We start from the raw sequence: 23205 nt of genomic DNA, 5'->3' as shown, positions 1-23205 counted from the left end.
GATTTCATGTGCCGCTCGCTCTAGCCTAGAAACCGGAGCCGGGCCGCTTCCGGCAGTTGCGCAAGGTCCAGCAGCGTCAAAAATCGATGGTTTTGAAATGCCGGTCCAGGGCCGGGGGACCGCAAATCTTGGCGCCCAAACTCAGGTAGGCCCGCAGCAACTTAGGAACCTTGGGCGCATTGGCCGCCAGCTGGTGCAGCGGACATTCGCAATCGGCCAAGGGTGCGGTGCGCCACGGCGGCGGCGCCAGATGACGGCGGCAAAGCTCCGCGCAGGCGGACGCCCCCACCGCCGGATCCTGGGGCGTCAGTGAACTGCACCCCATCAGATAACGGGCGCCCGCCCGCCGCGCGTAATCGGCAATCCCTTTCCAGAGGGCGCCCAAGACGAGCAAGTTTCGATGATGCTTGTGCACGCACGCCCGGCCCAACTCGACGATCTCCGCCCGCATTGGCTCAAACAAATTCCTGTTCGCAGTAGTAGCCCCGCTGCCGCGCCGCACTGATGCCGGTCTGTAAACGATAAGTGCCCACGACCTCGCCCATGGGAACGTATTCACCGATCAGGGGTCGCACACCGCATCGAACGGGTCCTCATCCCGACCGTCAAGTGCGAGGCCGCCAACCCCTCGCTGAGTTCCACGTTATCCACGTTAGAAACCTGATTGCGCAAGGCCTGCGCCGTCCGGATGTCATCCATGTCCCGCGCCAGCCGGGCTTGATAATGCGCCGGCAGGCTCACCAGCAAGCGCACTGTATCCAAAGGATTATTCATGCAACCCCTGTCTGCCACCCCGTCCGCGGGCCCGGAAGGCGACCGCCGCCCGGAGTGTGAGCAAGTCGCCGGCCCCAGGCAAACCTTACTGGTCATCGGCCTTTTGGGCCTCCGTCAGCCGGCGGTGCAGGCGTTCGCGGGCTTCGGGAGACAGCCGCGCGTGCGGCGCAAACGCGTTCCGATTTGCCTTCGCCGGCGCGCGGCTCGTTTCGCGGATGAATCGCAGCTGCGCGCCATACCGGCGACACCAGCGGCACAGGCGCAAATGCAGCCACAAGCCGAGCCGCTGGCGCCACGCCAGCGAATGATCCATCGCCTCGGATTGCAGGTGGACCGCCCGGCGGCAGCTCAGGGACAGGTTCCCCACCCACGAGCGAATCCAATGCTTCACAATTGGCAAGCCCCGCTTGGGCATGATTCAGTTATCATTCGGATCAAATGCGGTCAACGGCAGCGCGGATTCGGCCACGACAGCGGCCCGTTCGGATTCGTCGCGTGAATCGGGACCGGCCTTACACAACCGCCACCTATTTCCGCAGTTGCTGCACGATGCGCTGTTTGGCTGCGGGGCTGAGGCCGCGGCGCGTCGCCACCACGAGATACGCCTCCGACCGGGGCGCCTGCCGGTGCAGGAAGTCCAGTTGCTTGAAGTAGCGCCGGCACCACACGCAAATCACAAAATGCAACCTCATCTGCAACCGTGTTCGCCACGGCAGCGGCCGGTCGAGCCGCTGCGAGGCCAGGCGGGACATCTCCGCACAGTTGGGCGTGTGCCGCCAGACCCACAGGATGCAGCGCTCCTTGATTGATGATCCGAGTTTCATTTGCGTGGCGCCGATTTGCCAAACCAGTTCATTTCCAGACAGCGGCGCAAGGCCATGCGCGCCCGGTGCAGCATGACCCAGAGGTTGCCCTCCGAGATGTTGAGCAGCTCGCAGATTTCCCGGCTTTCCACGCCATCCACTTCGCGCAGGCTGAACACCGTGGCGACATTCTTAGGCAGCTTGTTCGCGCAATCATGAAACGTCTGCCAAAACACTTCGCGGTCGAGCGTCGCACCGGGTTCCGTGGACCACTCCAACGGACCGAGCTCGTGCACCCAGCCATCCTTGAACAACCCGTCCGGAATGAAGCGGTCGCCCTCCTCGTCGTGGTAGAATTCGAGGTCGGTGAAAGACGTTTCGCGGCTGGCCTTGCGGTAGTGGTCGAAAATCTTGTTCTTCAGGATGCCCACCAGCCAGCTCTTCTCCGCGGCGCGGCCCGCAAACTTCTTCCGGCCCTTCCACGCCGCGAGAAAAGTTTCCTGCACCACATCCTCCGCCCGCGCCGGGTCGCGCAAACGCGCCAGAGCATAACGGAACAGGTAGTCACCGTAAGCCTCAACCCATTGTTCTGGATCCGACGGGCTCGCCCCGGTCTCCGCCGCTTCCGCCCGCACGGGCGATGCCTGTGATTCGGCCGCGGACTCCGTATCGCCGCCGGTCGCAGCCGCCAGTTCATGGTTGGACATAAACAAATTTTGATGAACGAACCGCACGGACCATTGCCAGTGCACCCGCGTGCCTGAGTCGGTGAACCCGGAGAAACCTTACAGCTTTTTTCATTTGCGCAGGCAAAATCGCAAAAATTGAACACCGCCGCCGCCCGACGGTCTGGATTTCTGTGGCGGCACGCCGCCCAAGGGGATGACCGCCATGCCTTCTCCCGCATGCGGTTCCGCGTCTCATCGGCTCCGGCGGCCGGGGCGACCAACCTTGGCCGTTCATAAAAACGAAGTAAAATGAACTCATGAACACCCATTCCACCGACTCAAAAACCGCAACCAGCGTCACCAATCCCCTGTCGCCCGCACACTTGGAGCTGATGCAGGAACATCTGCGGGCGGCAAAACTGCCCGAAGCCGTCATGCCCGCCACACCGATCAACAAGGTGCTGCGCGGCCAGAAGGCTCTGGTCACCGGCGCCAATTCCGGCATCGGCCAGGCGGTTGCCCTCGCCCTCGCCCACGCTGGCGCCGACGTCGTCGTGAATTTCGTGTCACGTCCGGAAGCCGCCGCCGCAGTGGTGGACGAAATCAAGCGGCACGGCGGCACGGCCTTCGCCCACCAGGCGGACGTGCGCCGGGAGGATCAGGTTCAGGCGATGTTCAAGAAGATGATCCAGGAATTCGGCACGATTGACATCCTCGTCAACAACGCCGGTCTGCAAAAGGACGCGCCCATCGACCAGATGACGCTCGCGGACTGGCAGCTCGTGCTTGACGTGAATCTCACCGGGCAGTTTCTGTGCGCCCGCGAGGCCGTGCGCGAGTTCAAGCGCCGGGGCATCCGCAAGGAAGTCAGTTGCGCCGCCGGTAAAATCATCTGCATGTCGAGCGTTCACGAAGTCATTCCGTGGGCCGGCCATGTGAATTACGCCGCGAGCAAAGGTGGCGTGATGCTCATGATGAAAAGCATCGCGCAGGAAGTCGCCCCGCACCGTATCCGCGTGAACAGTGTCTGCCCCGGCGCCGTGCGCACCCCCATCAACATGGAGGCCTGGGGCACGCCCGAGGCGTATCGCGAGTTGATGAAACTGATTCCCTACAAGCGCATTGGCGAGCCCGATGACATCGGCCGGGCCTGCGTCTGGCTCGCCAGCGACGATTCCGACTACATCCACGGCGCGAGCATCTTCGTGGACGGCGGGATGACACTGTATCCCGGCTTTGAGACGGGCGGCTGAGCGGGCCCTTCGCGGCCCCATTCAATCCGCCTCCGGATTGACTCGCATCCAAACGATGCAACCCTGCAACGGTTCAATGCGCTGACGATTCCACACCACCATGACTGCCGAACAACTTCGTCTCGCGGCCGCCCAAAACGGCGCCGAAGCCTGGCGCCTCTGGGGGCCCTACCTTGCCGAACGCCAATGGGGCACCGTGCGGGAGGATTATTCTGCCAACGGCGAAGCGTGGGACTATTTCCCACATGATCACGCCCGCAGTCGCGCTTACCGCTGGGGTGAGGATGGTCTGGCAGGCTTCAGCGACAAGCAGGCCCGCCTCTGTCTCTCGCTTGCCTTGTGGAATGAGAAGGACCCGATTCTCAAGGAACGCCTGTTCGGCCTGACCAACCACGAAGGCAACCACGGAGAGGACGTGAAGGAGTTGTATTATTACCTCGACGCCACGCCCACGCATTCCCACCTGAAGCTGCTCTACAAGTATCCCCAGCGGGAATTTCCCTACCGTCGGCTGGTCGAGGAGAACCATCGCCGCAAAAGCGACCCCCGCCTGCCGGAATTCGAACTGCTCGACACCGGCCTCTTTGACGACGACCGCTACTTCGACGTGTTCGTTGAATACGCCAAGGCGGGGCCGGACGACATCCTGATGCGCGCGACCATCCAGAATCGCGGACCCGAAACCGCGACAATTCATCTCCTGCCGCAACTCTGGTTCCGTAACACCTGGTCGTGGCAGAATAACAGCGCCAGGCCGTCATTGCAGGCCAAGGACGGCGTCATCGTCGCCCAGCACCCTGAACTCGGAGAGCATCAGTTTTTCGCCGACAGAGTGAGTAACGGCCTCCCTCTTCCCGGAGGAGAGGGCCCGGGCGAGGACGGGTGTTCACCGACTTTGCTCTTCACCGAAAACGAAACCAACCCGCGCCGGCATTATGGCCGGCCGGACGCACCGGGTTTCTTCAAGGACGCTTTTCACGACTACGTCGTCCACGGCAACAGAGCCGCCGTGAACCCGCAGCAATCAGGAACGAAAGCCGCCGCACATTATCAACTCACCGCTCCGGCCAGTGGTTCCGTCAGCGTGCGACTGCGTTTAACCCGCAGCAACGGACATGAGTCCGCTCCATCCAGTCGGAGCCGACTCATGGCGGCGGCCACCAAAGCATTTGCCGACTTTGACGCCATCTTCACCCAGCGCCGCAGCGAAGCCGATGAATTCTATGCCGCGCTCCAGCACGAAATCACCGACGCCGACGCCCGCAACGTGCAGCGCCAGGCCTTTGCCGGCATGATCTGGTCGAAGCAGTTCTATTACTACGACGTGCCCGAGTGGCTGCGCGGCGACCCGACCGAGCCGCCGCCGCCGCCCGAACGCAAGCTCGGCCGCAACCACGAATGGACCCACCTCAACAACGCCGACATCATTTCCATGCCGGACAAGTGGGAGTATCCGTGGTATGCGGCGTGGGATCTCGCGTTCCACACCATTTCGCTTGCGCTCGTTGATGCCGGGTTTGCCAAGCACCAGCTCGTGCTGCTGACGCGCGAATGGTATATGCACCCGAACGGCCAGTTCCCCGCCTACGAATGGTCCTTCAGCGATGTGAATCCGCCGGTGCATGCGTGGGCCACCTGGCGCGTGTTTCAGATCGACCGCAAACAACGGCGCGCCACGAATCCCGCCGATCCGGGCGACCTGCATTTTCTCGAGCGTGTCTATCACAAGCTCCTGCTCAATTTCACGTGGTGGGTGAACCGCAAGGACGCGCAGGGCCGCAACATTTTTCAGGGCGGCTTCCTCGGGCTCGACAACATCGGCGTGTTCGACCGCAGCGCGCCCGTGCCCACCGGCGGGTTCATCAACCAGGCCGACGGCACCGCGTGGATGGCGATGTATTGCCTGAACCTGCTGCGCATCGCACTTGAACTGGCCCAGCACAACAAGACCTACGAAGACATCGCCACGAAGTTTTTCGAGCACTTCCTGGGCATTGCCGCGGCCATCAACACGGAGGAGGACGGCCTGGGCTTGTGGGACGAGCAGGATGAGTTCTACTACGACGAACTGCGCCTGCCCGACGGCCGGGAGATCCCGCTGAAAGTGCGCTCGCTGGTCGGGCTGATTCCCCTCTTCGCCGTCGAGACGCTCGAGCCCGCGCAAATGCGGCAGGTGCCCGCATTTGCGGCCCGGATGGACTGGTATCTCAACCATCGCCCCGAGCTCGCAAAACTCGTTTCGCGCTGGCACGAATGCGGCGACTGCGACCGCAAACTGCTTTCACTCCTGCGCGGCCACCGCATGAAATGCCTGCTGCGCCGCCTGCTGGACGAGACGGAATTCCTGTCGGACCACGGCGCGCGGGCGCTCTCCCGCGTGCATCTGGAGCAGCCCTATGAATTCCGCACGGATGGACACACCTTGAGCGTCAGCTACTGGCCGGCCGAAGCCCGGTCCGGCCTCTTCGGCGGCAATTCCAACTGGCGCGGCCCGGTCTGGATGCCGATGAACTTTCTCATCATCGAATCGCTGCAAAAATTCCACCACTACTATGGCGATGATTTCAAGGTCGAGTGCCCGACTGGTTCCGGCCGGTTCATCACCATCAATGAAGTTGCGGTGGAACTGACGCAGCGGTTGACAAAACTGTTCTTGAAAGGCGCAGACGGCCAGCGGCCCGTGTTGAAACAACATCCCAAACTCGCCACCGATCCGCATTTCCGCGACTACGTGCTGTTCCACGAGTATTTCCACGGCGATACAGGGTGTGGTTTGGGTGCCTCCCACCAGACGGGCTGGACCGGTCTCGTTGCCAAGCTGCTGCAACCGCGCCGGGTTGATGCGGGCGCGGTGCGTCGCGGAAAGAAGCCGCCCGTGGGAAATCAGCCGGCCGGTCCCGGCGTCAGCCGCCCCCTTCGGAACTCTGGCGCGAGTTCTTGAACGCCATGTAGCGCACCACCGCCTCGGTGCGCGAGTTCACATGCAGCTTGTCGAAGACGTGCTTGAGATGGCTGCACACCGTATCGACGCTGATCTCCAGCTTGTCGGCAATCAGCTTGTTCGAATAGCCCTGCGCCAGCAGCCGCAGGATTTGCTCCTCGCGCACCGACAAATGCGTGCCCTCATCCGGCTCCTTGGACTTGCGGCGAAACGATTCGATGACGCGCCGCGCAATCTGGCTGGTCATCGGTGCGCCGCCGCCCAGCACATCGAGCAGCGCGGCCCGCAAACCCGCCGGCCGCGTGCGCTTCAACAGGTAGCCATCCGCCCCGGCCTCCAGCGCCATGAAAACCAGTTCCTGGTCGTCCATCGCCGTCAAAATCACGATTTGCGTGTCAGGCAGCAGCTCCTTCATCCGCACGGTGCATTCAATGCCCGACATGCGCGGCAGAAAAATATCCATGAGAATCACGTCCGGCCGCGTCTCGGGCACCACCCGCAACGCTTCCTCGCCGGTGGCGCACGTGCAGATGCAGGCGAAATCCGGAAAGGAATTGATGAGCCGGCTCCAGCTTTCGCGCACCTTCGGCTGGTCCTCGACCAGCGCGACCTTCAATGCGGTCCGGCCCACCGCAGGCGGAGCCGGAGCCGTGGCGCCGTTAGTGCCCGGCGGATTCGTTGGTTTGCGTGGTTTCATGGGCGGATGACCGGGTTATGGCCGGGGATTTCGCCGGCCACCAGTTCGTGAACGGTCGCCAACGCGAGGGTTTCAGGGCAAGGGCAAACTCGACGCGGCAACCCTGCCCCGGCCGGCTGGTGACGACACACGTGCCGCCCAGTTCGCGCAGCCGCTGGGCCATGTTCGTCAGGCCATTGCGCCGGGCCGTGACCGCCGTCGGATCAAAGCCCTGGCCGTTGTCCGTCACCACGACCGCGAGCTTCCGCCCGCGCCGCTGGATCTGCAGCTGCAATTCCGTGGCGCCCGAATGCTTTACGGCATTGTTCAGGGTTTCCTTGATGGCCATGAGCAGCGCCCGACGAACCGGCAGGTCCAGCACCACGGACGTCGTTTCCGAGTCCACGTCGAACCGGCACTGGATCGCCGTCGGCCGGAGGAATTCCTCCGCGTAGCTGCACACGTAGGCGGTGAAATCGTTCAACGTGTCGCGGCGCGGATTCACGGCCCAGAGGATTTCATCGAGCGTCGAAAGCACGCCGCGCGCGTCTTGGCAGATGCGTTCCAACTGCCCGCCGGCCGCGGTTTCGGGCGTCAGTTCACTCAACGCCACCTCCCCATGCAGCACCAGTTGCGTCATCCGCGAACCGAGATCATCGTGAATGTCGCGGGCGATGCGGGCACGTTCGCGGCGCAAGAGCAGCTGCTCCTGCTTGTGCAACGCGAGCTGCGTCATCAACCAGAGGCTGAGCAACATGACCAGGCCGCAAACCGCCAGCAGCGTGACCTGAAACCAGCCCGTCTGCCAGAAGGACAAATGAATGGGTTGCAGCACCGGCATGACGTTCACGTTGACGGGCATTTGCGACCACGGATCACCGCCGAACGCCGCCACCACCCTGGCCGCGGGCCAGTCCGGCAAGGCACTGATCGCGGTTTCCCAATGCCGCGAGTCGTCCGGCACAATGCGCCACGTCGGATCCGATTTGACCTCGATCACCCGCCCATCCGCGAGGTCAACGCGCAGTCCAAAGATCATCCCGGCGAACGAGAAGGAATTCCGCGCCCGCACGGCCAGCACATGCCGTCCCGGCGAAATCAGCGGCGTGAGATCGAAGTCATAAATCTCGCGCCACTCGGCCCCGCGACCCATCTCCCGTCCGTCGAGGCTCAGGATGAATTCATTGTCCGCGGTCATGCGCAGGCGGGCCTTGCGAACACGGGTTCCCTCCGGAACGGTGAAGGTCCGCCAAAACCGGCACACCTGGCCGTCGGCGCGGGTGTCCGCCCAAATCCACGAGCCCAGTGTGTTGCTGAAGGTTTCGGAGGACATCAGCGTCGCCGGGACGTTGGTCAAACCGTGGTCCTGTCCGTGCACGGCAGCCAGCCCCAGCATCAGCGCGAGCCACACAGCCAGGCCTGCCGGCATGCGTTCCCGCGCCGCGCGGCGGCAGCCTTCGACTGGCGTTTGCGATTTCAAGGCAGCGCCACCGTCTCGGCCGACTGCAAGGTGACGGGGCCGAGCAGCCCCGATTCGAGCAACGGCGAATCCTTGGTGTAGTGATGCCACGTGGTGAAGGTGAGCCGGCCCGTCGGACTGGGCTTGCCGTCGAGCAGCCACTGCGGCCAGGCCTTGAGTTGTTTGCCATCCCATTCGCAGTCCGCGGGCAACTGCTCATCGCCGATGATCCGGTTTGGCCAGAGATTGGTTACCTTGACGACCAGCGTGTTCCGGCCCGGCTTGGCGACGGACGTAAGGTTCACCCGGAACGGTGGCTTCCACAACACCCCCAGGTCCTGTCCGTTGAGCGAAACTTCGGCAAAGTTTTTCACCGCACCCAGGTCGAGCCACAATTCGCGGTTCGCACCAAACTGATCGGCGGCAATCGTCAGCTCCTTTTCGTAGGTCGCCGTGCCGGAGAAATAACGCACGCCGGCGTTCGTGGAATCCGTCCACGACATCAACTTCTCCAGGGTCAGGGACGGCGGCGCGCCCCAATGCGGCGGGAAGCTCAGTTGCCATTCACCGGCGACTGGTTGCGCGTCCGGCAAACCGCCGACCTCCACGGTGCGCTCGCGACCGCGCGCCGGCTGCAACTTCACCCGGCCGTTGCTCCACGCGGTGATTGCCGCCGAGCCGTCCGCCCGGGTGCGAATGGTCCAGCGCGGCGCCGGATCAATGACCGCACCCGGCGGCAGCGTGAGCGTTTCGCCTTCAGCCACGGTCGCGTGACCCGGCTGCTGATCCAGCGTATAATCCACGCGCAGTTCCTTCCGGTGATCCTTGGCCGGATCACGGCCAAAGGTGTCGTTGCCCACGGCGAGTTCCACCTGGCCGTCCACCAAATGACCGTTGAATTTGGCTGTGACGTCCATTTCGCCCGCACCGTCCGTTGCGCCATAAATCGCGCGCTGGATTTTCAGAACCGGCCGGGCGCCGGGGTGGTCCGCGAACTCGCCCTGCGCGGCAATCAGATGCGGACTTTTCTTCGCCGCGGACCGGAACACCACGAACACCGACCCGGCCGGATCCAGGTCCAACCGGACCGAGGTGCGTCCGTCGTGGCTCGTCCAGACTGGCGCGGGTTCAATCACAGCGGTGTCCGGATGCCAGAGCTCCGGTGTCCGGCCGCTCACACGGAATGAGCACTCGACCGTCGCAAATCGCCGCTGCTGATTGGAGACAAAATAAATGTCGGCCTTGCCCGTGGTCCGATGCGCGTAAGCCAGTCGTGCGGCGGGCTCGCCCGGGCCGTGACTAAAATCCGGGCCCAGCTTTTGTGCCGCCAGGATCTGGTCGAGCGATTGGCCCCAAATGACGCGTCCTTTGCCACAACGGTTCTCCTGCACCTTGGTGCCGTCGCACGCGCCCCACAACTCATTGACGAGTTGCTTCACCTCCGCATCACATTGCGGATAGCCGGCGAGACTCGGTGAATGTTGCGGCCGCGGGCCCACCACGGTCGCCCCGGCGCGCACGAGTTTGCGGAGACACGCCAGCATTTGCGGCGTCAGGTTGATGTCGTCAGGCGGCAGGACGAGCACGGCATGGCTGGCGCCGCTCGCAAGCGTGACACGGCCTTTGCGGACGGTGGCGCCCTGTTGCAACACCGCCGCGTTCACGGCGTCATAATCGTAGCCCGCGGGCAGCGGCGGCTTGCCTTCCCGCATTTCGACCGGTGCGCTTTCACCGGTGAAATACGCCACGTCGGCGACCGCGCGGCCCTGTTGCAGGAGAAACTGGCAGTGCGAGATGTAATCGATCCACGGCTTGCCCTGGTTCCACCACGTTTCGGTGCGCTCGAAGTGAAAGCCCCACTGCCCCATTGTCATGCCGGGCCAGCGGTCCAGCCACGGCTGATGCGCGTAGCGATGAAAGATGTAGCGGTTCAGGCCCTGGCAGAACATCAAATCGCCGAGCGGCTTGAGCCCATACGGATCATTTTGCCAGCGCCCGTGCTCGGGGCTGGCCGTGAACGATTCGGCGCCGACGATGGTTTTGCCGTAAATGTGCGCGATGGAGGCGGCCAGTTTGACCGACGGATGCCCCGACGAGCCGCTCCAGAATTCACCCATCACCACGTCCGCCGGCGCGCCGCATTGCAACGACTCGAACGGCCCCGTGTAAGGCTCGACGGCATTCAGCAGCCCGTGCTGGCGGCAGAGTTCGGCAAAGTGCCCAAAGTAATTCTCCGCAAACAAATCGGCGATGGTGCGGCGCATGTCCCAGAGAAACCGCGCCGTCACGGCCGGATTGTCCACCACGCGCCGGGTAAACACGGGCAGGAACTTCAAGGGATCGTAGCCGCGCCGCCGGATGAATTCCTCGCGAAACGTTCCGGTCCAGTCCTGGTCGCCGACTTCGTAGCTGTCGATCAACGAGGTGTCGAGCGTCCGGCCGGCCAGCGGGCCGACGTCACTGAGAATCTTCTCCATGAAGCCGGCCCAATGCGCGTCCAACGCCGCCTGGCTGAACTTGTCGCATTCCAAACCCGTGCCCTCCGCGGGCGCCGGGTGATTGTTCTTGCCGGTCGGCGTATGCCCGAGGCGCAGAATCGTCCACTGCCCGGCCGGAACGCGCCATTGCAGACGGCCGTCCGCGCCCAGGTTCGCCGTCAAATCCAAGATGCCGTCACGCGGAATGATTGCACCCGCGGTGGCGGCGGATGCGGGCGGTGGCTTGGCAAAGGTGCGGTCCACATCCGTCTTGGCCCCCGATCGCACCGCCGCCAGCGCCGCCCCTTGAACCGGCAACCGCAGCGTCTCGCCTTCGTCCACGGTCAACGTGCCGGGCTGGCCGTTGTGCGTGAATTCGAGGCGCAGTTGCTTGACCTGTCCGTAGGCCGGATCGCCGAATTCATCCGGGCCGACGACCACCGACCTTTGGCCACGTTGAATCAGGCGGTTGATCTTCGCCGTCACGTCCGCCGCCGCCCCGCCGGCCTTCGTCTCAAACACGGCGCGCTGGATGACAATCCGCTCGCCCGCAGGCGCGGCATTCGCGGGCTCGGCCGGCACTTCCGGCGGCGTCTTGAACGCGAGCACCGTGATGTCGCGATAATAGCCCAGCGTCACCGGCGGTTGCGGGAGCACGGCGGCGAACTCGCCGGGCCCGCTGACATTGGTTTCGCTGGCCGTCAGGCGCTGCATGGCGTTGGTCACCGTGTTCCACGGACCGCCGCTGCTGGACCAGCCGGCGCAGTTTTCCACGGACAGCTTGAGCCCAAGCCGGTCCGCCTCCTGCACCGCAAATTTGAAGTCTGCGCGCCATTCAGGACTCATGAATTTCACCTGCCCGGACGGAATCCCGCAGTCCACGTTCACAATCGTCGCGCCGCCGAGGCCGATGGCCTTCATCGCTTCGAGGTCGGCGGTGATGCCGGCCCGGGTGATATTGCCGTTCATCCAATGCCACCACGTCTGGGGCTTCGCCGCATCGGGCGGATTGCGAAAGCCGGCTTCCAGCGGATCGGCTGGCGCAGCCGACAACGAGCTGGCCCCGAGCGCCAGCAGCCATGCGCCAAGGAGCGTTACGCTCCCGAAGGAGGCGACGAAAAGGGAAAAGTGGAGAGGTTGGGTGCGTTTCATATTCATGCGGGGACAACCGGGTTCAATTCTTCGAGGACGGCAGGCTGGTTTCAATCGTGTGAATGGTTACCGGGCCGAGCAGACCGGACTCCGGCAGCGGCGAATCCTTGGTGAAGGGCTCATACGAACTCCACGTAAAGCGCTCCGCTGCCGGCAAGGCCGCGTCGCCGATCATCCGGTTGGGCCAGAGATTCGCCACCCGGATTTCCAAAGAATTACGGCCGGGTTTCAGCACATCCGTGATGTTCCGGCGGAACGGTGGTTTCCATAAAACACCCAGGTCGTGCCCATTCAGTCGCAATGCCGCCATCACCTGCACCCCGCCCAGATCCAGCCAGTATTCAGGCTTCGATTGGCCCGGACCGGCAACCGGATTCCAGTCAAACGTCGTCACGTAGGTCGCCGTGCCGGAAAAATACTTAACACCGGCGATCGGCGAATCGCTCAATGAACTCAGGCGCTCCAGGGTGATTTGTGACGGCGCTCCCCACTTGGGCGGAAAATGAACCTCCCACGGTCCGGTGATTTCCTGCGGCGCAGGCACCGCAGCAATGTCCACCCGTCGCACCGTTCCGGCCGCAGTCTTCCATTCATATTGACCGGGCTCGCGCGCTGCCAAACGCAAGGTGCCATTGGCATCGGATTCGAGTTCCGCCGGCCGTTCGGGCACGGCCTGGACCGCTGCGAGGCTGATTGCGTCGGGATCTTTCGCGCTGAGGTGATGCGCGCCGCCGTCAACGGTGTAATCCGCCTCGAGGGTTTTGACAATGCCGTAAGCCGGATCGTCGCCCGCGGCCATTTGGGTGACCCGGAAATCCGTTTGCCCGCCGTCCACCAGCGCCTGCAATTTGGCCGCCACATCCCGCGTGCGTGACGCGTCGCCCGGCACCCCGTAAATGGCGCGCTGAATCCGAATGACCGACGCCCGGGTCAACGGCACCACAGGCTGCCCGGCGCGGGTGAAATCGATCACGGAATCGGCCGGCCGGCTGCGCTGGCGAAAGACCACAAACGTCGAACCACTGCCGCCCAAGCGCAAGGTTGCGGCAATCGTCCCATTCGTTTCCGCAAACAGGGGCAAGGGCGAAATCGTTCCGGTTTTCGGATCCCACAACTCGGGCCGCAGATTCTTTACCCGGAACGTGCAACGCGCTTCCACCGGAATGGCCCGTTCATTGGCCACAAAGTAAACCTGCTGCCCGCCCACCTCGCGATGAATCCAGTTCAGCTTCGTGCTCGCCGTGAAATCCGCCGGCGTCGGCAATTTTTCCAGGACGGTTTTCAACGGCTGCCCCCAAATGACCCGGCCTTTGCCAAAGGCATGTTCCGTCACGGTCTCGCCGTCACAATCACCCCAGACCTGCGCCGCCAGTTGCGTCACTTCGTCATCGCACTTGGGATAATCGGCAAGGCTGGGCGAAGCGAGCGGACGCGGACCGAACACAGTGGCTCCGTCGGCGACCAGTTGTTTGATTTTTTTGACGAGCTCCGGCGTCATCGACCGCACTCCGGCGGGCAGCACCAGCAGGCGATAGCTCATGCCGTCCGGCAACACCAGCCGTCCGGCCTTCACGCGCATCCTGGACAACAACGCCGCGGCGCTGCATTCATCGTATTTGTAACCGTCCGGAACGGCCGGATTGGGAGTGAAATAAGTCTGGTTGGGCAACTGCGGACGCAGGTAGCACAGATCAGCGACGAACCATCCCTGCCGCAACATGAACTGGCAGCGGGCCAGGTATTCGTGCCAGGGCCCGGACATTTCCCACCAGGTCTGGGTGCGTTCGTAGTGCAGTCCCCACGGCCCCATCGTGGAACCAGGGTAACGGTCGAGATACGGCTGAAACGCGTAGCGATGGATGACAAACCGGTTGATGCCCTGGGAAAACTCGTAATCGCCAAGGGCCTTGACGGTCGCCGGATGAAACTTCCACTGCTCGTTGTCGCCCGAGGTAAACGCCTCCGCGCCGACGATCTTTTCTCCCATGATGTGCGCGACCGACGCCATCTGCCGCGCCTTGGCCTCGTTCTGATTTCCGCCGGTCGCCCAGAACTCGCTCATCGGTTCATCGGCCGCGGCCGTGTAGGTTGCTTCGTCACCAAAGGGCAAATCGTAGCCCTCGATGCTGAGCCGCAGGCCATGCTGGTGCGCCAGTTCGGCCAGCCGGCCGACATAATTTTCCGCGAGCAATTCCGCAATCGTCTGGTCGTAGTCCCAGCGAAAACGCCGGGCGATGGCCGGGGCGCCGATCACGACGTGATCATTGGCGTGAATCACATCCGGCAAATAGGGAAGCGGATCATAGCCGCGCCGCTTCAAAAACTCCTCCCGCAATTGGGCCGTCCAGTTCTGCGCGCCCACCTCCCAACTGTCAATGTGTGTCGCCACCAACGTCCGCCCGGCCAGCGGGCCGATTTCCGTGATGAGCTTTCCCAGCAGGTTCGTGAAATGGACATCCATCGCCGCGCGGCTTAGTTTGTCGCATTCGAGGCCATTGCCACCCTTGACCGGTGGGCGGGTGGAGGAGCCCGTCGTGGTGTGCCCGATCCGCGCGATGACCCATGCCCCGGCCGGCACCTCCCAGTTCAAGTTGCCCTCGCGGTCCAGGTTCGTGGTCAGGTTCAAAACCGCTTCCGGAGGCAGGAACGCATTCGTGGTCGCGGGATACGCCAGCACGGCAATGTCGCGATAATAATCATCATATTTCACCGTGCTGTTGAAACCATCGTGCGGCCGGACGCTGCCCATGGCTGGACGCGGCAGGACGGTGGCAAATCGCAATGGCCCCGTCACCGCGACATTCGTAACGACGAGCATCTGCATGGACAGCTCAGGCGTGATCCACGGTCCGCTGCTGCCGCACCAGCCCGGCCCGTTGGTAAGGTTGATTTCCAGGCCCAGCCGGTGCGCCTCGGCAACGGCAAAGCAGAACAACTCCTGCCACTCGGCGTTCAGGTAATCCGCCGGGCCGGGCGGCGGCGCAAAGCGTTCCACCACGTCCATGATGATGACCCCGCCGATGCCCACGCGCTGCATGGCCTCCAGGTCGGCGGTGATGCCGGCCTTGGTAATGTTGCCATTGTTCCAAAACCAATACACCCACGGCCGGGCGGAGGCGGGCGGATGGGCAAAGGGTTTGGCGAGATCGGCCGCCCGCGAAAGCCCGACGCCGAGCGACAGGAGCAAGACCAGCAAGGCTTTTGTTATCATTCTTATCAGCGTTGAGGCTCGTGGACGTTGAGGTTGATGACCAGTTTGCCCGCCGGGTTTGCGGCCATCCGGAGGACGCCATCGTCGAGCGAACGGCAGCTGCCCATCCCCGGCGCCAACCCGATCCGATAATTCGTTCCGGCAAAGTCGCAGGTGACCGCGTTCGTTGTGACCTGTTTCACCACGGATTTCAACCCCTCTCCGCCGACGAGTTGCAACGCCCAGCGCGCCGGCCGGCCCGACCCGCTCACCGCGTCGAACGTGAGGCTGGTTTCGGCGCAGACGATGGACAACGTTCCACCGCCGGCCAGAGGTTGCTCGAGGCTCAACGTGGTTGCGCCGCGTTCCTTGACGACCGGCTCGCCCACGGGCGTCATCGGCGTAACAACCTCATCGGCCGACAAAAAAACCGGCCACGCGCCGACCGGCTTCGGGCTCTGCCGGGACCAGACGGCCCAATCCATGACCGGCAACGTCTCGTAAGCCAGCGACGTCGCCATGAGCGCCGTTCGGTGCGTGGGCGAAACGACCGATTCGTCGAAGCAATGCAGGTCGCGGATGAAAAACGCGTTGCTCTCCCAGAGGAGGTTCAGCCGATAAAACCGGCTGTCATACCAGACCGTCCTGCGGTTTTGGTTTTTCCAATCGTCCAGGGCCACCACGGACGTCGCCGGCGTGAGCGGATAATGTTCGCGGAACCAGCGCCCGGTTTGCGCGAGGGTTTCCACCCGAATGCTGCCAGCCCTGGCCGCCGCCGCGAACATTTCCACCTGATGGGTCAACCCCGTCTTCATCGCGTCCCAGCCAAACGAGTTCTCCTGACCGGCTTGGGCGTAGCCGAACGCGAGCGATGGTTGATGCACGAGGTTGTTCATGAACCAGGCCACCCAGCGGGGCGAGCCGCCGGATTCGGGGTAAACCGGTTCCAACGATTGCAAACCAGGCGTGGTGCCGTGCTGATAAATCGGATCACTGCCCAGCATCCGAAAGATGGGCACATTGATCTGCCCCGCCCGGGTCTGGGCCGGCATGTAGGCGTTGAGCCGGCTGGGATAGTAAGCCTGGTTCCAATAGCCGCCCCACAGCGTGTAAAAGTCGGTGCCGATTTGATCCTTGCAGTTGCACGACGCCACGATGCCGTAGCGTTCGGCCAGGTAAGCCAGGGTGATTTCGTCGATATACCACGAGCCCACCGTGCGGGGATAGCAGCCGAAGACGGCTTTGAAGTCCGCCATGTAAACATCCACGAGCCGGCGCCGTGCTTCCGGCGGGTAACCCGGCGAGAATCCCACGTTCGCCACCGGATCCCACGCGTGCTGCCCGCGCCAGGGCAGGCCGGCCTTCTCGGCCAGCGCTTGCGGAATTTCCCACCAGGCGGCGATCTCATCATTGGTGCCCAGTTCCGTCTTGAGCAACTGCTGGTAGCGGGGGTTCATCAAGGCGTCGTATTGCAACGCCCACGTCGCCGGCAATCCGGAACGTTTCAACAGCTCGATCTGGCGCCGCGTGCAGTCGAAGAGCACCGCCTCGGAGTCAGGCAGACGAAAGTCCGAATTGCGAATGAAGTTGTAAATATTGACGATGCGCGGTTCGGCCGCGTTCGCCGGGGCCGGGTGGACGGCGACCAGGGATCCGCAAATCCCCGCCAGCAAGGCAAACGCCCACCGGACGCACGGACGGATGACCACCGGTCGGGTCGGGTGGTGATGCGGGTTGTTGCTCACGGTTGAAAGACGCACCAAGAATGCTTTTCCATCAATTTCCCACAACGCGAAAAAACTTTTGCGCGGGATTCAGCGTGGAAAAGGTAAAGCTGACCGCAGGCTGCGTGGCAATGAAGTTGGTTTCCGCCAGCCACGCGGGCGCGATCAGATTGGTCGTGCTCTGGAGCGTGTAGCTCCAGCCTGGAAAGAGGCCGGTGACATCCATGACGAAGCGGTTCAACTCCCCCGGCACTGATGCGCTCATGGCCGGGCGCGGAATCACGCTGGGTTTGCCAAAGATGGCAATGGCGCCGTAGCCGCAAAAGCCGTTCTCGGAGGCGGGACTGGTGAAATCAAACTTCACCGCCGCCACGTTGGTGGCCAGCACACCCGCGGCGGACGAAATGCTGACCCGCGTGGCCGATTGCACGTTGGCCGGATTGGGCGGGTTGAAGTTGACGCTCGTCAGCTTGGTGAACGTGGCCGGCGCCGCGACCGTCGAGCAGTAAACGCCGTAAGCCTGCTGGTCGCGCCCGGCATCCGCCCAACCGCCATAGACCGTGATGTTGGTCACGTCATAACCCGCCGGCGCATTCGTGAGCGCGTAGATGAGCACGGAGCCGGCGCCGTTCCCGTTGCCGCAGGTCACGTAGTTCGTGCTGGTCGTGATGGGATAGCCGGGATTGCCGGTGATCTGCGTCAACGCCAGGCTGCCGCCCGCGGTGAGCGCATTGACACTCCGCCCGTTCGCTTCCTCGCTGAAATTGCCCTGCGCCGTCGCCGGCGCCTGTCCGGCAATCAGACTGCCGTTGGTCACCCAGCCCCAGTTCGGGTAAAACGTGCCCGTGCCGCTGCCCGTCTGATTGGTGGTGGCAATGAGAATCTCCGGTCCCGTCGGTTGCGCGGTGGGCAGCGGCGAAGACCACAGGTAATGACCGGAGCCGACCTGAAACACGGCGCAATTGTTGGAGACGCCCGTAAACGTCACGCCCGGCGCACTCGCCGCCGGCCCGCCGCTCTCGGTGATTGCGGCGGCATTGGTCGTGGGCACCCAGACCTCCGCCGTGGTGTTCGGCGGGATGGACACGGCGAGGTCAAAGCGGTCGTCGCGATTGGTCCACGTGGTGGCAATCGGACCGCGGATCGAATCGTAACGGGCGTCCGCCCACGTCAATCCCACGCCCGGCACGGGTTGAATGCGGATGGATTCATAACCGGGCCGGGCCGGTTTGATGCCACCCACAACGCCGTATAAATACTCGCCCACAGCGCCGAAGGCATAGTGGTTGAATGAATTCATCCCGACGGTTTGAAACCCGCCGCCCGGGGTCCACCCGTCCCACCGTTCCCACATGGTGGTCGCGCCCAGCGTCACCTGATACAGCCACGAGGGATAGGTTTTCTGGAGCAGCAATTGATAGGCAAGGTCGTCGCGGCCCGCAGCGTGCAACGCCGGCAGCAGGCGCGGTGTGCCAATGAAACCGGTGGCGAGATGACCGTCGAATTGCGCGATGCTGTCCGCGAATCGTTGCGCCGCCGCGCTGCGCAAATTGCCCGGCACCAGCCCGAGCGTGAAGGCGAGCGCGTAGCCGGTCTGGCTGCTGTCGTCCGTGAACGAACCATCCGCCTTGAAGAAGTCCGCGAATGCCGCGGCGATGTTGCTGTGCAGCGTCGCGTAGCTGGCCGCGTCCGCGTTCCGACCGAGAACAGCAGCCATCTCGGACATCGCCTGCGCGTAGTAGGCGTAAAACGCCGTGTCAATCACCCGGCTCGACGCGCCGCCGCCGAGATTCACCCAGTCCCCGAAGTCGCCGGGCAGGCTCGCAATTACGTGGTTCGTGGCGTGCGCGGCCAAGAACGCGCCGTATTTCTGCCAGGCTGCGTAGTGATCCGCGATGATGTTGGTGTCGCCGTAGTCCTGATACATAACGTAGGGGCAAATCCACGCGGCGTCGCCCCACGCCGCCGCGCCGCTGCCCGCACCGACGTCCGGCGCCACGTTGGCGAAGGAGCCGTCCGCCTGCTGGGAATCCTCGCAGAACGTCGTCATGTGCCGGCGGAAAAACGACTGCACGTCGAAGTTGTAGGCCGCGGTGGGCACGAAAAATTCCGTATCGCCGCTCCAGCCAAGGCGTTCATCCCGTTGCGGACAATCCGTGGGCACTTCGAGGTAATTGCCCTTCTGCCCCCAGATGATGTTGCTGAAGAGTTGATTCACCAGGGGGTCTGAACATTGGAAGTGCCCCGTCCGCGGCAGGTCCGAATGCACCACCACGCCGGTCACGGTGTTGAACTGGGGCGGGACGGAGAGGCCGCGCACTTCCACGTAGCGAAAGCCGTGGAACGTGAAACGCGGCTCGTAAACCACGGCGCCATTTGTGCCGAAGGTGTAGCAATCCGTCGCGTTGGCGCCGCGCAGGTTGGCCGTGTAAACCGTGCCGTCGGGATTCAGCATTTCGCCGTGGCGCACCGTGATTCGGTCGCCTGGCAGACCGCTCATGTTCAACCGCACCCAGCCCACCATGTTCTGGCCCAAATCGAAGGTGTAACGACCCGGCTTGGGTTCGGTGAGTTGAATGGCCGGCAGCGTTTCCATCACCCGGGCCGGCTCGGTGACCGCCGCCTGCAACCGCATCCCGCCCAGCCCCGGAAAAGCCGCGGGGTTGCCATAGAACGCCCGCCCAATCGTCAATGGCAGGCCAGCGCCGCCCAGGTTCACCGTTTCGTTTTCGCCGAAGAACGCCGTCTGATTCGTGCCACCCAGCGAGAAATCCATTTCCAACGTCTTGACGATGCCGTAAGCCGGATCGCCGCCGAGCGCGTCGTTGCCAACCACGAAGTTGAGCTGGTTGTTCACCACCAGGCCGGCGACGTTGGTGGTCACGTCCGCATAGCCGCCGGTGGTGGCTTTGAGCCCGGTCAACACCGGCGCCCAGTCGTGGTCATCGAACGGCGCCGCGTCCCAGCCGGGCAGCTCGCGCCGCGCGTCGTAATCCGAACCGATCAACAGGTCGGCAAATTGTATCGGCCCGTAACGCGCCTTCCACGAGCCGTCGCTGACCACCGTTTGCGTCGTGCCGTCCGCCAGTTCGATGACGAGTTGCACCAGCAGCCGGGGCAGGCCGCCGTAATTGAGCCGGCTGCCCTTGTAACCCACATCGCCCGCATACCAGCCGTCGCCGAGAATGGCGCCGATGACATTCGTGCCCGCACCAACCATCGTGGTGACATCGTAGGTCTGGTAGTAAACCCGCTTCGAGAACTGCGTCCAACCCGGCGTCAGCACGTCGTTGCCCACTTTCTGGCCGTTGAGATGCAATTCGTAGGTGCCGAGCGCGGTGACATAAACCATCGCGCGCCGGACGGCCGGGCCAACTGTGAATTCCTTCCGCAGATACGGCGCGGGCACGCGGGCCAGGTCATTCAACGCCGGCAGGCCCCATGGCGTGCCGGTGCTTTCGGGCGTGACCCAGCTGGCGTCGTCGTAGCCCGGCTGCGTCCAGTTCCCCGCCGGCCACTGGGCGGCCTTCCACGACGTGTCCACCGGGAGGTTGGTCACACTGCCGGACGCGAACTGCACGACAAGCCGGCCAATCACGCTGGCCGGCTGCTGGGCGTCGCTGTTGGTGGTGGAAAGCGCAAGCAGGTTGGTGCCCGTGTGCAGCAGTGACGTCACATTGATCCGCGCGGTGGCTTCCCAGCGCAGCGCCTCATTCGTGGCCGCCACCCCGTTCACAAACGCCCGGCACTCGTTGTCCGCATACAGCGCCAGGACGGCGTTGGTGATGCTCTGGCCGGCCGGCATTACCACTGGCCGGCGCAAGGCCGACTGGTGAATTCCACCCTGGGCCACCTGTCCGGGACAGCGAATCCAGCCGAGCCCGGCGGTGTTGAACAGGGCGTTGTTCGTGGCCTGCGCCGGCGTGAGGTTGTAGGCCGCGTCGTAACCGATCCACTGCGCGCTCCAGTCGGTGCGTTGCAACAATCCCATCGACCACTGCGCGGGCGCGCTCCATGCCGAAACCTGGTCGCCGCCGTCGTAGGTTCGCACCCGCCAGTAACAGGCCTGGCCGCTCGTCAATGGCAGCCCCGCATACCCGACGTCCACCGTTTGACGGCTGAGCACCTTGCCGCTGTCCCACAAATCCGCCGCGCCGGGCGTCGAGCCAACCTGGATTTGATACGCGCTCTGCACCTCGCCGCGCGCCGCGTCATCGCCCTGCAACTGCCACGACAGCCGCGGTGCCGCGTCGCCAATGCCCAGCGGATTCACGCGGTCCGCGCACCGCAGGTTCACGGGGAGCAACGCGCCTTGCGCCAGCCCGCCACCCACGCCGACCGTCAGCGCAACCCCCATTGCCACCGCCCGGACGCGATGTATTGCCAATTTCATGAAACGAGATGGTCCGAAAAATGAATTGAACGAAGAACGCAGGACTTCGCCGGCCCGCCGACGGCCGCCACGCCCCACCAACGCCAGGCCCCTGTGGGCGGCCGTCACCATGGCACCCCCGGCACCGATCCGGAGGCATAGGTGCTCAGCCAAAGTTGCTTGCGGTCCGCGTTGTTGAACACGGCGGAACTGGCGTCCTGGCCTTGCAAGGCGTGCGTGCCTGGCACGAGCCACCTCATTTTGGCGGCGTGCCCGTCGGCGTAGGACAATTGCCCGCAGTCGCCATGCCGGCTGGCCGGGACGTTGCGCCAGATCTGGCTGTTGTAGGTCGTTTTGGAACCGCTGCCCGAATCCACGGCAAAGTAGCCATCGTCCACGCTCGTTTTGGATTTCAACGTGCTCGCACTGGCCTGCTCGTCGATGAAGAACGAAGCGCCCGCCGGGCTGGGAATGACGACGTCCGTGAACCGTTTGTGTTCGGAAATATTGGGATGCACATCCACGCCGAATCCGGCGTTGTCGCCCATCATGCCATTCAGCGAGTAATCCCGCACGCGCGGCAGGCTGGTGCCTTCGACCAGATTCTTGTCACCCGGACAACGGTAGATGCCATCGGAGCGGTTGTAGGGATAGAGCAACGCGGCACGGAGGTTCGCGACATTGGTGGCGCCGGGCAGCGAATCGACATCATAGGTCGCATTGCCCCCGGGCACCCAGGAATCCAGCGTCTGCCCGCGGTTGGGCGGAATCGCGTCGCTGAAATCCCCGCCATAGAGCAAGGCCGCCAGCGTCAGTTGCCGCAGATTGCTGAGGCAGTTGATGCCGGTGGCGCGCTCCTTGGCCCGGGACAACGCCGGCAACAGCAACGCCGCCAGGATGGCGATGATGGCGATGACCACCAGCAACTCAATCAAGGTAAACGCGCGGGAACAAACCGGTCTGCATTTCATAAGCCATCCACAAACGCCGCCCGCCCCGGAACCCCGGTCCGGGACGGGCGGCAGCCCGACTGAATCCAACTGTGCCCCACCTCCCCTCACGGAACGCGAATGCGGAAGAATCGCTCCGGCTCACCGGCGTTGACCGGGATGGTGTTGGAAAAGGAACCGGTGCCGTCCAGCACGCCCGTCGTGCTGACCGTCCAACTGTCGAGCGGCGCCAGCAGGTTGGTCGTGCTCAACACCGAATAGGCGCGTCCCGGTGTGCCGCCCGCACCCGTCAACACCAGCGTGCCGTCACCCGGCGCGGTGCTGCTGAGGGTTGGCGGCTGGGCCGGCGCCAGGCTCGTTCCCTGCAAGACGATTTCGCTGTAGCCGGAATAGCCGTTGTCCTGCGTGCCCTGGCGCGTGAAGTCGAACTTCACCGCATACACGTTCGTGGCCAGCGTGGTCGCGCCGTTGGTGGGCGAAATAGCCACGCGATTCACCGACGGCCCGAAACCGGCCAGCGGGTTGTAATCCACGCTCACCAGCGGGACGAAGGTGGTCGGCGCCGCCAGGGTCGAATAGGTGATGTCGTAGAACTGGCCGTCGCGGTCGTAATTCCCCCAACCGCTGTAAACAACGATGTTCGTCAAATCCCAGCCGCTCGCCGCTGCGTAAATCACGGAAGACCCGGCCCCGAAAGCGCCGCCGCAGGTGGCGAAGTTGGTCGTGCCCAGCCCGGTCGGCCCGAGCGTGCCATCCGTGAGCGCCG

Annotated in this window: 14 protein-coding genes; 2 read left to right on the top strand and 12 right to left on the bottom strand. The window is 63.7% G+C overall.

What is annotated here, in order from left to right:
- Nucleotides 1–76: 76 nt before the first annotated feature.
- The 4 genes from VFV96_12260 to VFV96_12245 all read right to left on the bottom strand — a co-directional run bounded on the left by VFV96_12260 (nt 77) and on the right by VFV96_12245 (nt 2284).
- Nucleotides 77–463, bottom strand: a complete 387-nt coding sequence (locus VFV96_12260) for a hypothetical protein (protein HEU5071170.1) — start codon at nt 461–463, stop codon at nt 77–79.
- A gap of 396 nt (nt 464–859) precedes the next feature.
- Nucleotides 860–1165, bottom strand: coding sequence for a hypothetical protein (locus VFV96_12255; GenBank protein HEU5071169.1), 306 nt, complete (start codon nt 1163–1165; stop codon nt 860–862).
- Nucleotides 1166–1301: 136 nt separating this feature from the next.
- Nucleotides 1302–1598 carry a zf-HC2 domain-containing protein gene (locus tag VFV96_12250; protein ID HEU5071168.1) on the bottom strand — a complete coding sequence of 99 codons (297 nt, stop codon included), beginning with the start codon at nt 1596–1598 and terminating at the stop codon, nt 1302–1304.
- Entirely contained in the window at nt 1595–2284 is a 690-nt protein-coding gene (locus VFV96_12245) for a sigma-70 family RNA polymerase sigma factor (protein HEU5071167.1), read from the bottom strand. The genes VFV96_12250 and VFV96_12245 overlap by 4 nt, the downstream gene beginning before the upstream one ends.
- A gap of 395 nt (nt 2285–2679) precedes the next feature.
- Between VFV96_12245 and VFV96_12240 the strand changes: the two genes are divergently transcribed.
- Together VFV96_12240 and VFV96_12235 are read left to right on the top strand one after the other, a co-directional pair.
- Nucleotides 2680–3498 (top strand): SDR family oxidoreductase, encoded by an 819-nt coding sequence (locus VFV96_12240; protein ID HEU5071166.1) that lies wholly within the window; start codon nt 2680–2682, stop codon nt 3496–3498.
- Between the two features lie 100 nt (nt 3499–3598).
- Entirely contained in the window at nt 3599–6439 is a 2841-nt protein-coding gene (locus VFV96_12235) for a glucosidase (protein HEU5071165.1), read from the top strand.
- Here the strand turns inward: VFV96_12235 and VFV96_12230 are convergent.
- The 8 genes from VFV96_12230 to VFV96_12195 all read right to left on the bottom strand — a co-directional run.
- On the bottom strand, nt 6402–7136 hold the full coding sequence (locus VFV96_12230) for a response regulator transcription factor (protein HEU5071164.1): 735 nt from the start codon (nt 7134–7136) through the stop codon (nt 6402–6404). The two genes, VFV96_12235 and VFV96_12230, sit on opposite strands and share 38 nt — an antisense overlap.
- The gene (locus VFV96_12225) at nt 7099–8595 is read right to left on the bottom strand and encodes an ATP-binding protein (protein HEU5071163.1); all 1497 of its coding nucleotides are present in this window, start codon (nt 8593–8595) and stop codon (nt 7099–7101) included. The genes VFV96_12230 and VFV96_12225 overlap by 38 nt, the downstream gene beginning before the upstream one ends.
- Nucleotides 8592–12203, bottom strand: a complete 3612-nt coding sequence (locus VFV96_12220) for a glycosyl hydrolase (protein HEU5071162.1) — start codon at nt 12201–12203, stop codon at nt 8592–8594. Before VFV96_12220 ends, VFV96_12225 begins: the two co-directional genes overlap by 4 nt.
- Before the next feature lie 22 nt (nt 12204–12225).
- Nucleotides 12226–15414, bottom strand: a complete 3189-nt coding sequence (locus VFV96_12215) for a glycosyl hydrolase (protein HEU5071161.1) — start codon at nt 15412–15414, stop codon at nt 12226–12228.
- Between the two features lie 5 nt (nt 15415–15419).
- Nucleotides 15420–17138, bottom strand: coding sequence for a hypothetical protein (locus VFV96_12210; GenBank protein ID HEU5071160.1), 1719 nt, complete (start codon nt 17136–17138; stop codon nt 15420–15422).
- Between the two features lie 31 nt (nt 17139–17169).
- Nucleotides 17170–21510, bottom strand: a complete 4341-nt coding sequence (locus VFV96_12205) for a family 78 glycoside hydrolase catalytic domain (protein HEU5071159.1) — start codon at nt 21508–21510, stop codon at nt 17170–17172.
- 104 nt (nt 21511–21614) lie between these two features.
- The gene (locus VFV96_12200) at nt 21615–22460 is read right to left on the bottom strand and encodes a prepilin-type N-terminal cleavage/methylation domain-containing protein (protein ID HEU5071158.1); all 846 of its coding nucleotides are present in this window, start codon (nt 22458–22460) and stop codon (nt 21615–21617) included.
- Nucleotides 22461–22546: 86 nt separating this feature from the next.
- The coding region (locus VFV96_12195) for a hypothetical protein (protein ID HEU5071157.1) at nt 22547–23205 on the bottom strand (659 nt) is incomplete at its 5' end.

Source organism: Verrucomicrobiia bacterium (assembly GCA_035765895.1).
Lineage (GTDB): Bacteria > Verrucomicrobiota > Verrucomicrobiia > Limisphaerales > DSYF01 > DSYF01.
Note: the sequence above shows the minus strand (reverse complement) of the source record. Positions and strands in the feature narration are given on the sequence as shown.

Excerpts from the sequence above, each read along its gene's own strand:
- VFV96_12205 (HEU5071159.1), bottom strand. The coding sequence starts at position 21,510 with ATGAAATTGGCAATACATCGCGTCCGGGCGGTGGCAATGGGGGTTGCG.
- VFV96_12250 (HEU5071168.1), bottom strand. The coding sequence starts at position 1,598 with ATGAAACTCGGATCATCAATCAAGGAGCGCTGCATCCTGTGGGTCTGG.
- VFV96_12220 (HEU5071162.1), bottom strand. The coding sequence starts at position 12,203 with ATGAAACGCACCCAACCTCTCCACTTTTCCCTTTTCGTCGCCTCCTTC.
- VFV96_12240 (HEU5071166.1), top strand. The coding sequence starts at position 2,680 with ATGCCCGCCACACCGATCAACAAGGTGCTGCGCGGCCAGAAGGCTCTG.
- VFV96_12200 (HEU5071158.1), bottom strand. The coding sequence starts at position 22,460 with ATGAAATGCAGACCGGTTTGTTCCCGCGCGTTTACCTTGATTGAGTTG.
- VFV96_12230 (HEU5071164.1), bottom strand. The coding sequence starts at position 7,136 with ATGAAACCACGCAAACCAACGAATCCGCCGGGCACTAACGGCGCCACG.
- VFV96_12215 (HEU5071161.1), bottom strand. The coding sequence starts at position 15,414 with ATGATAACAAAAGCCTTGCTGGTCTTGCTCCTGTCGCTCGGCGTCGGG.
- VFV96_12245 (HEU5071167.1), bottom strand. The coding sequence starts at position 2,284 with ATGTCCAACCATGAACTGGCGGCTGCGACCGGCGGCGATACGGAGTCC.
- VFV96_12235 (HEU5071165.1), top strand. The coding sequence starts at position 3,599 with ATGACTGCCGAACAACTTCGTCTCGCGGCCGCCCAAAACGGCGCCGAA.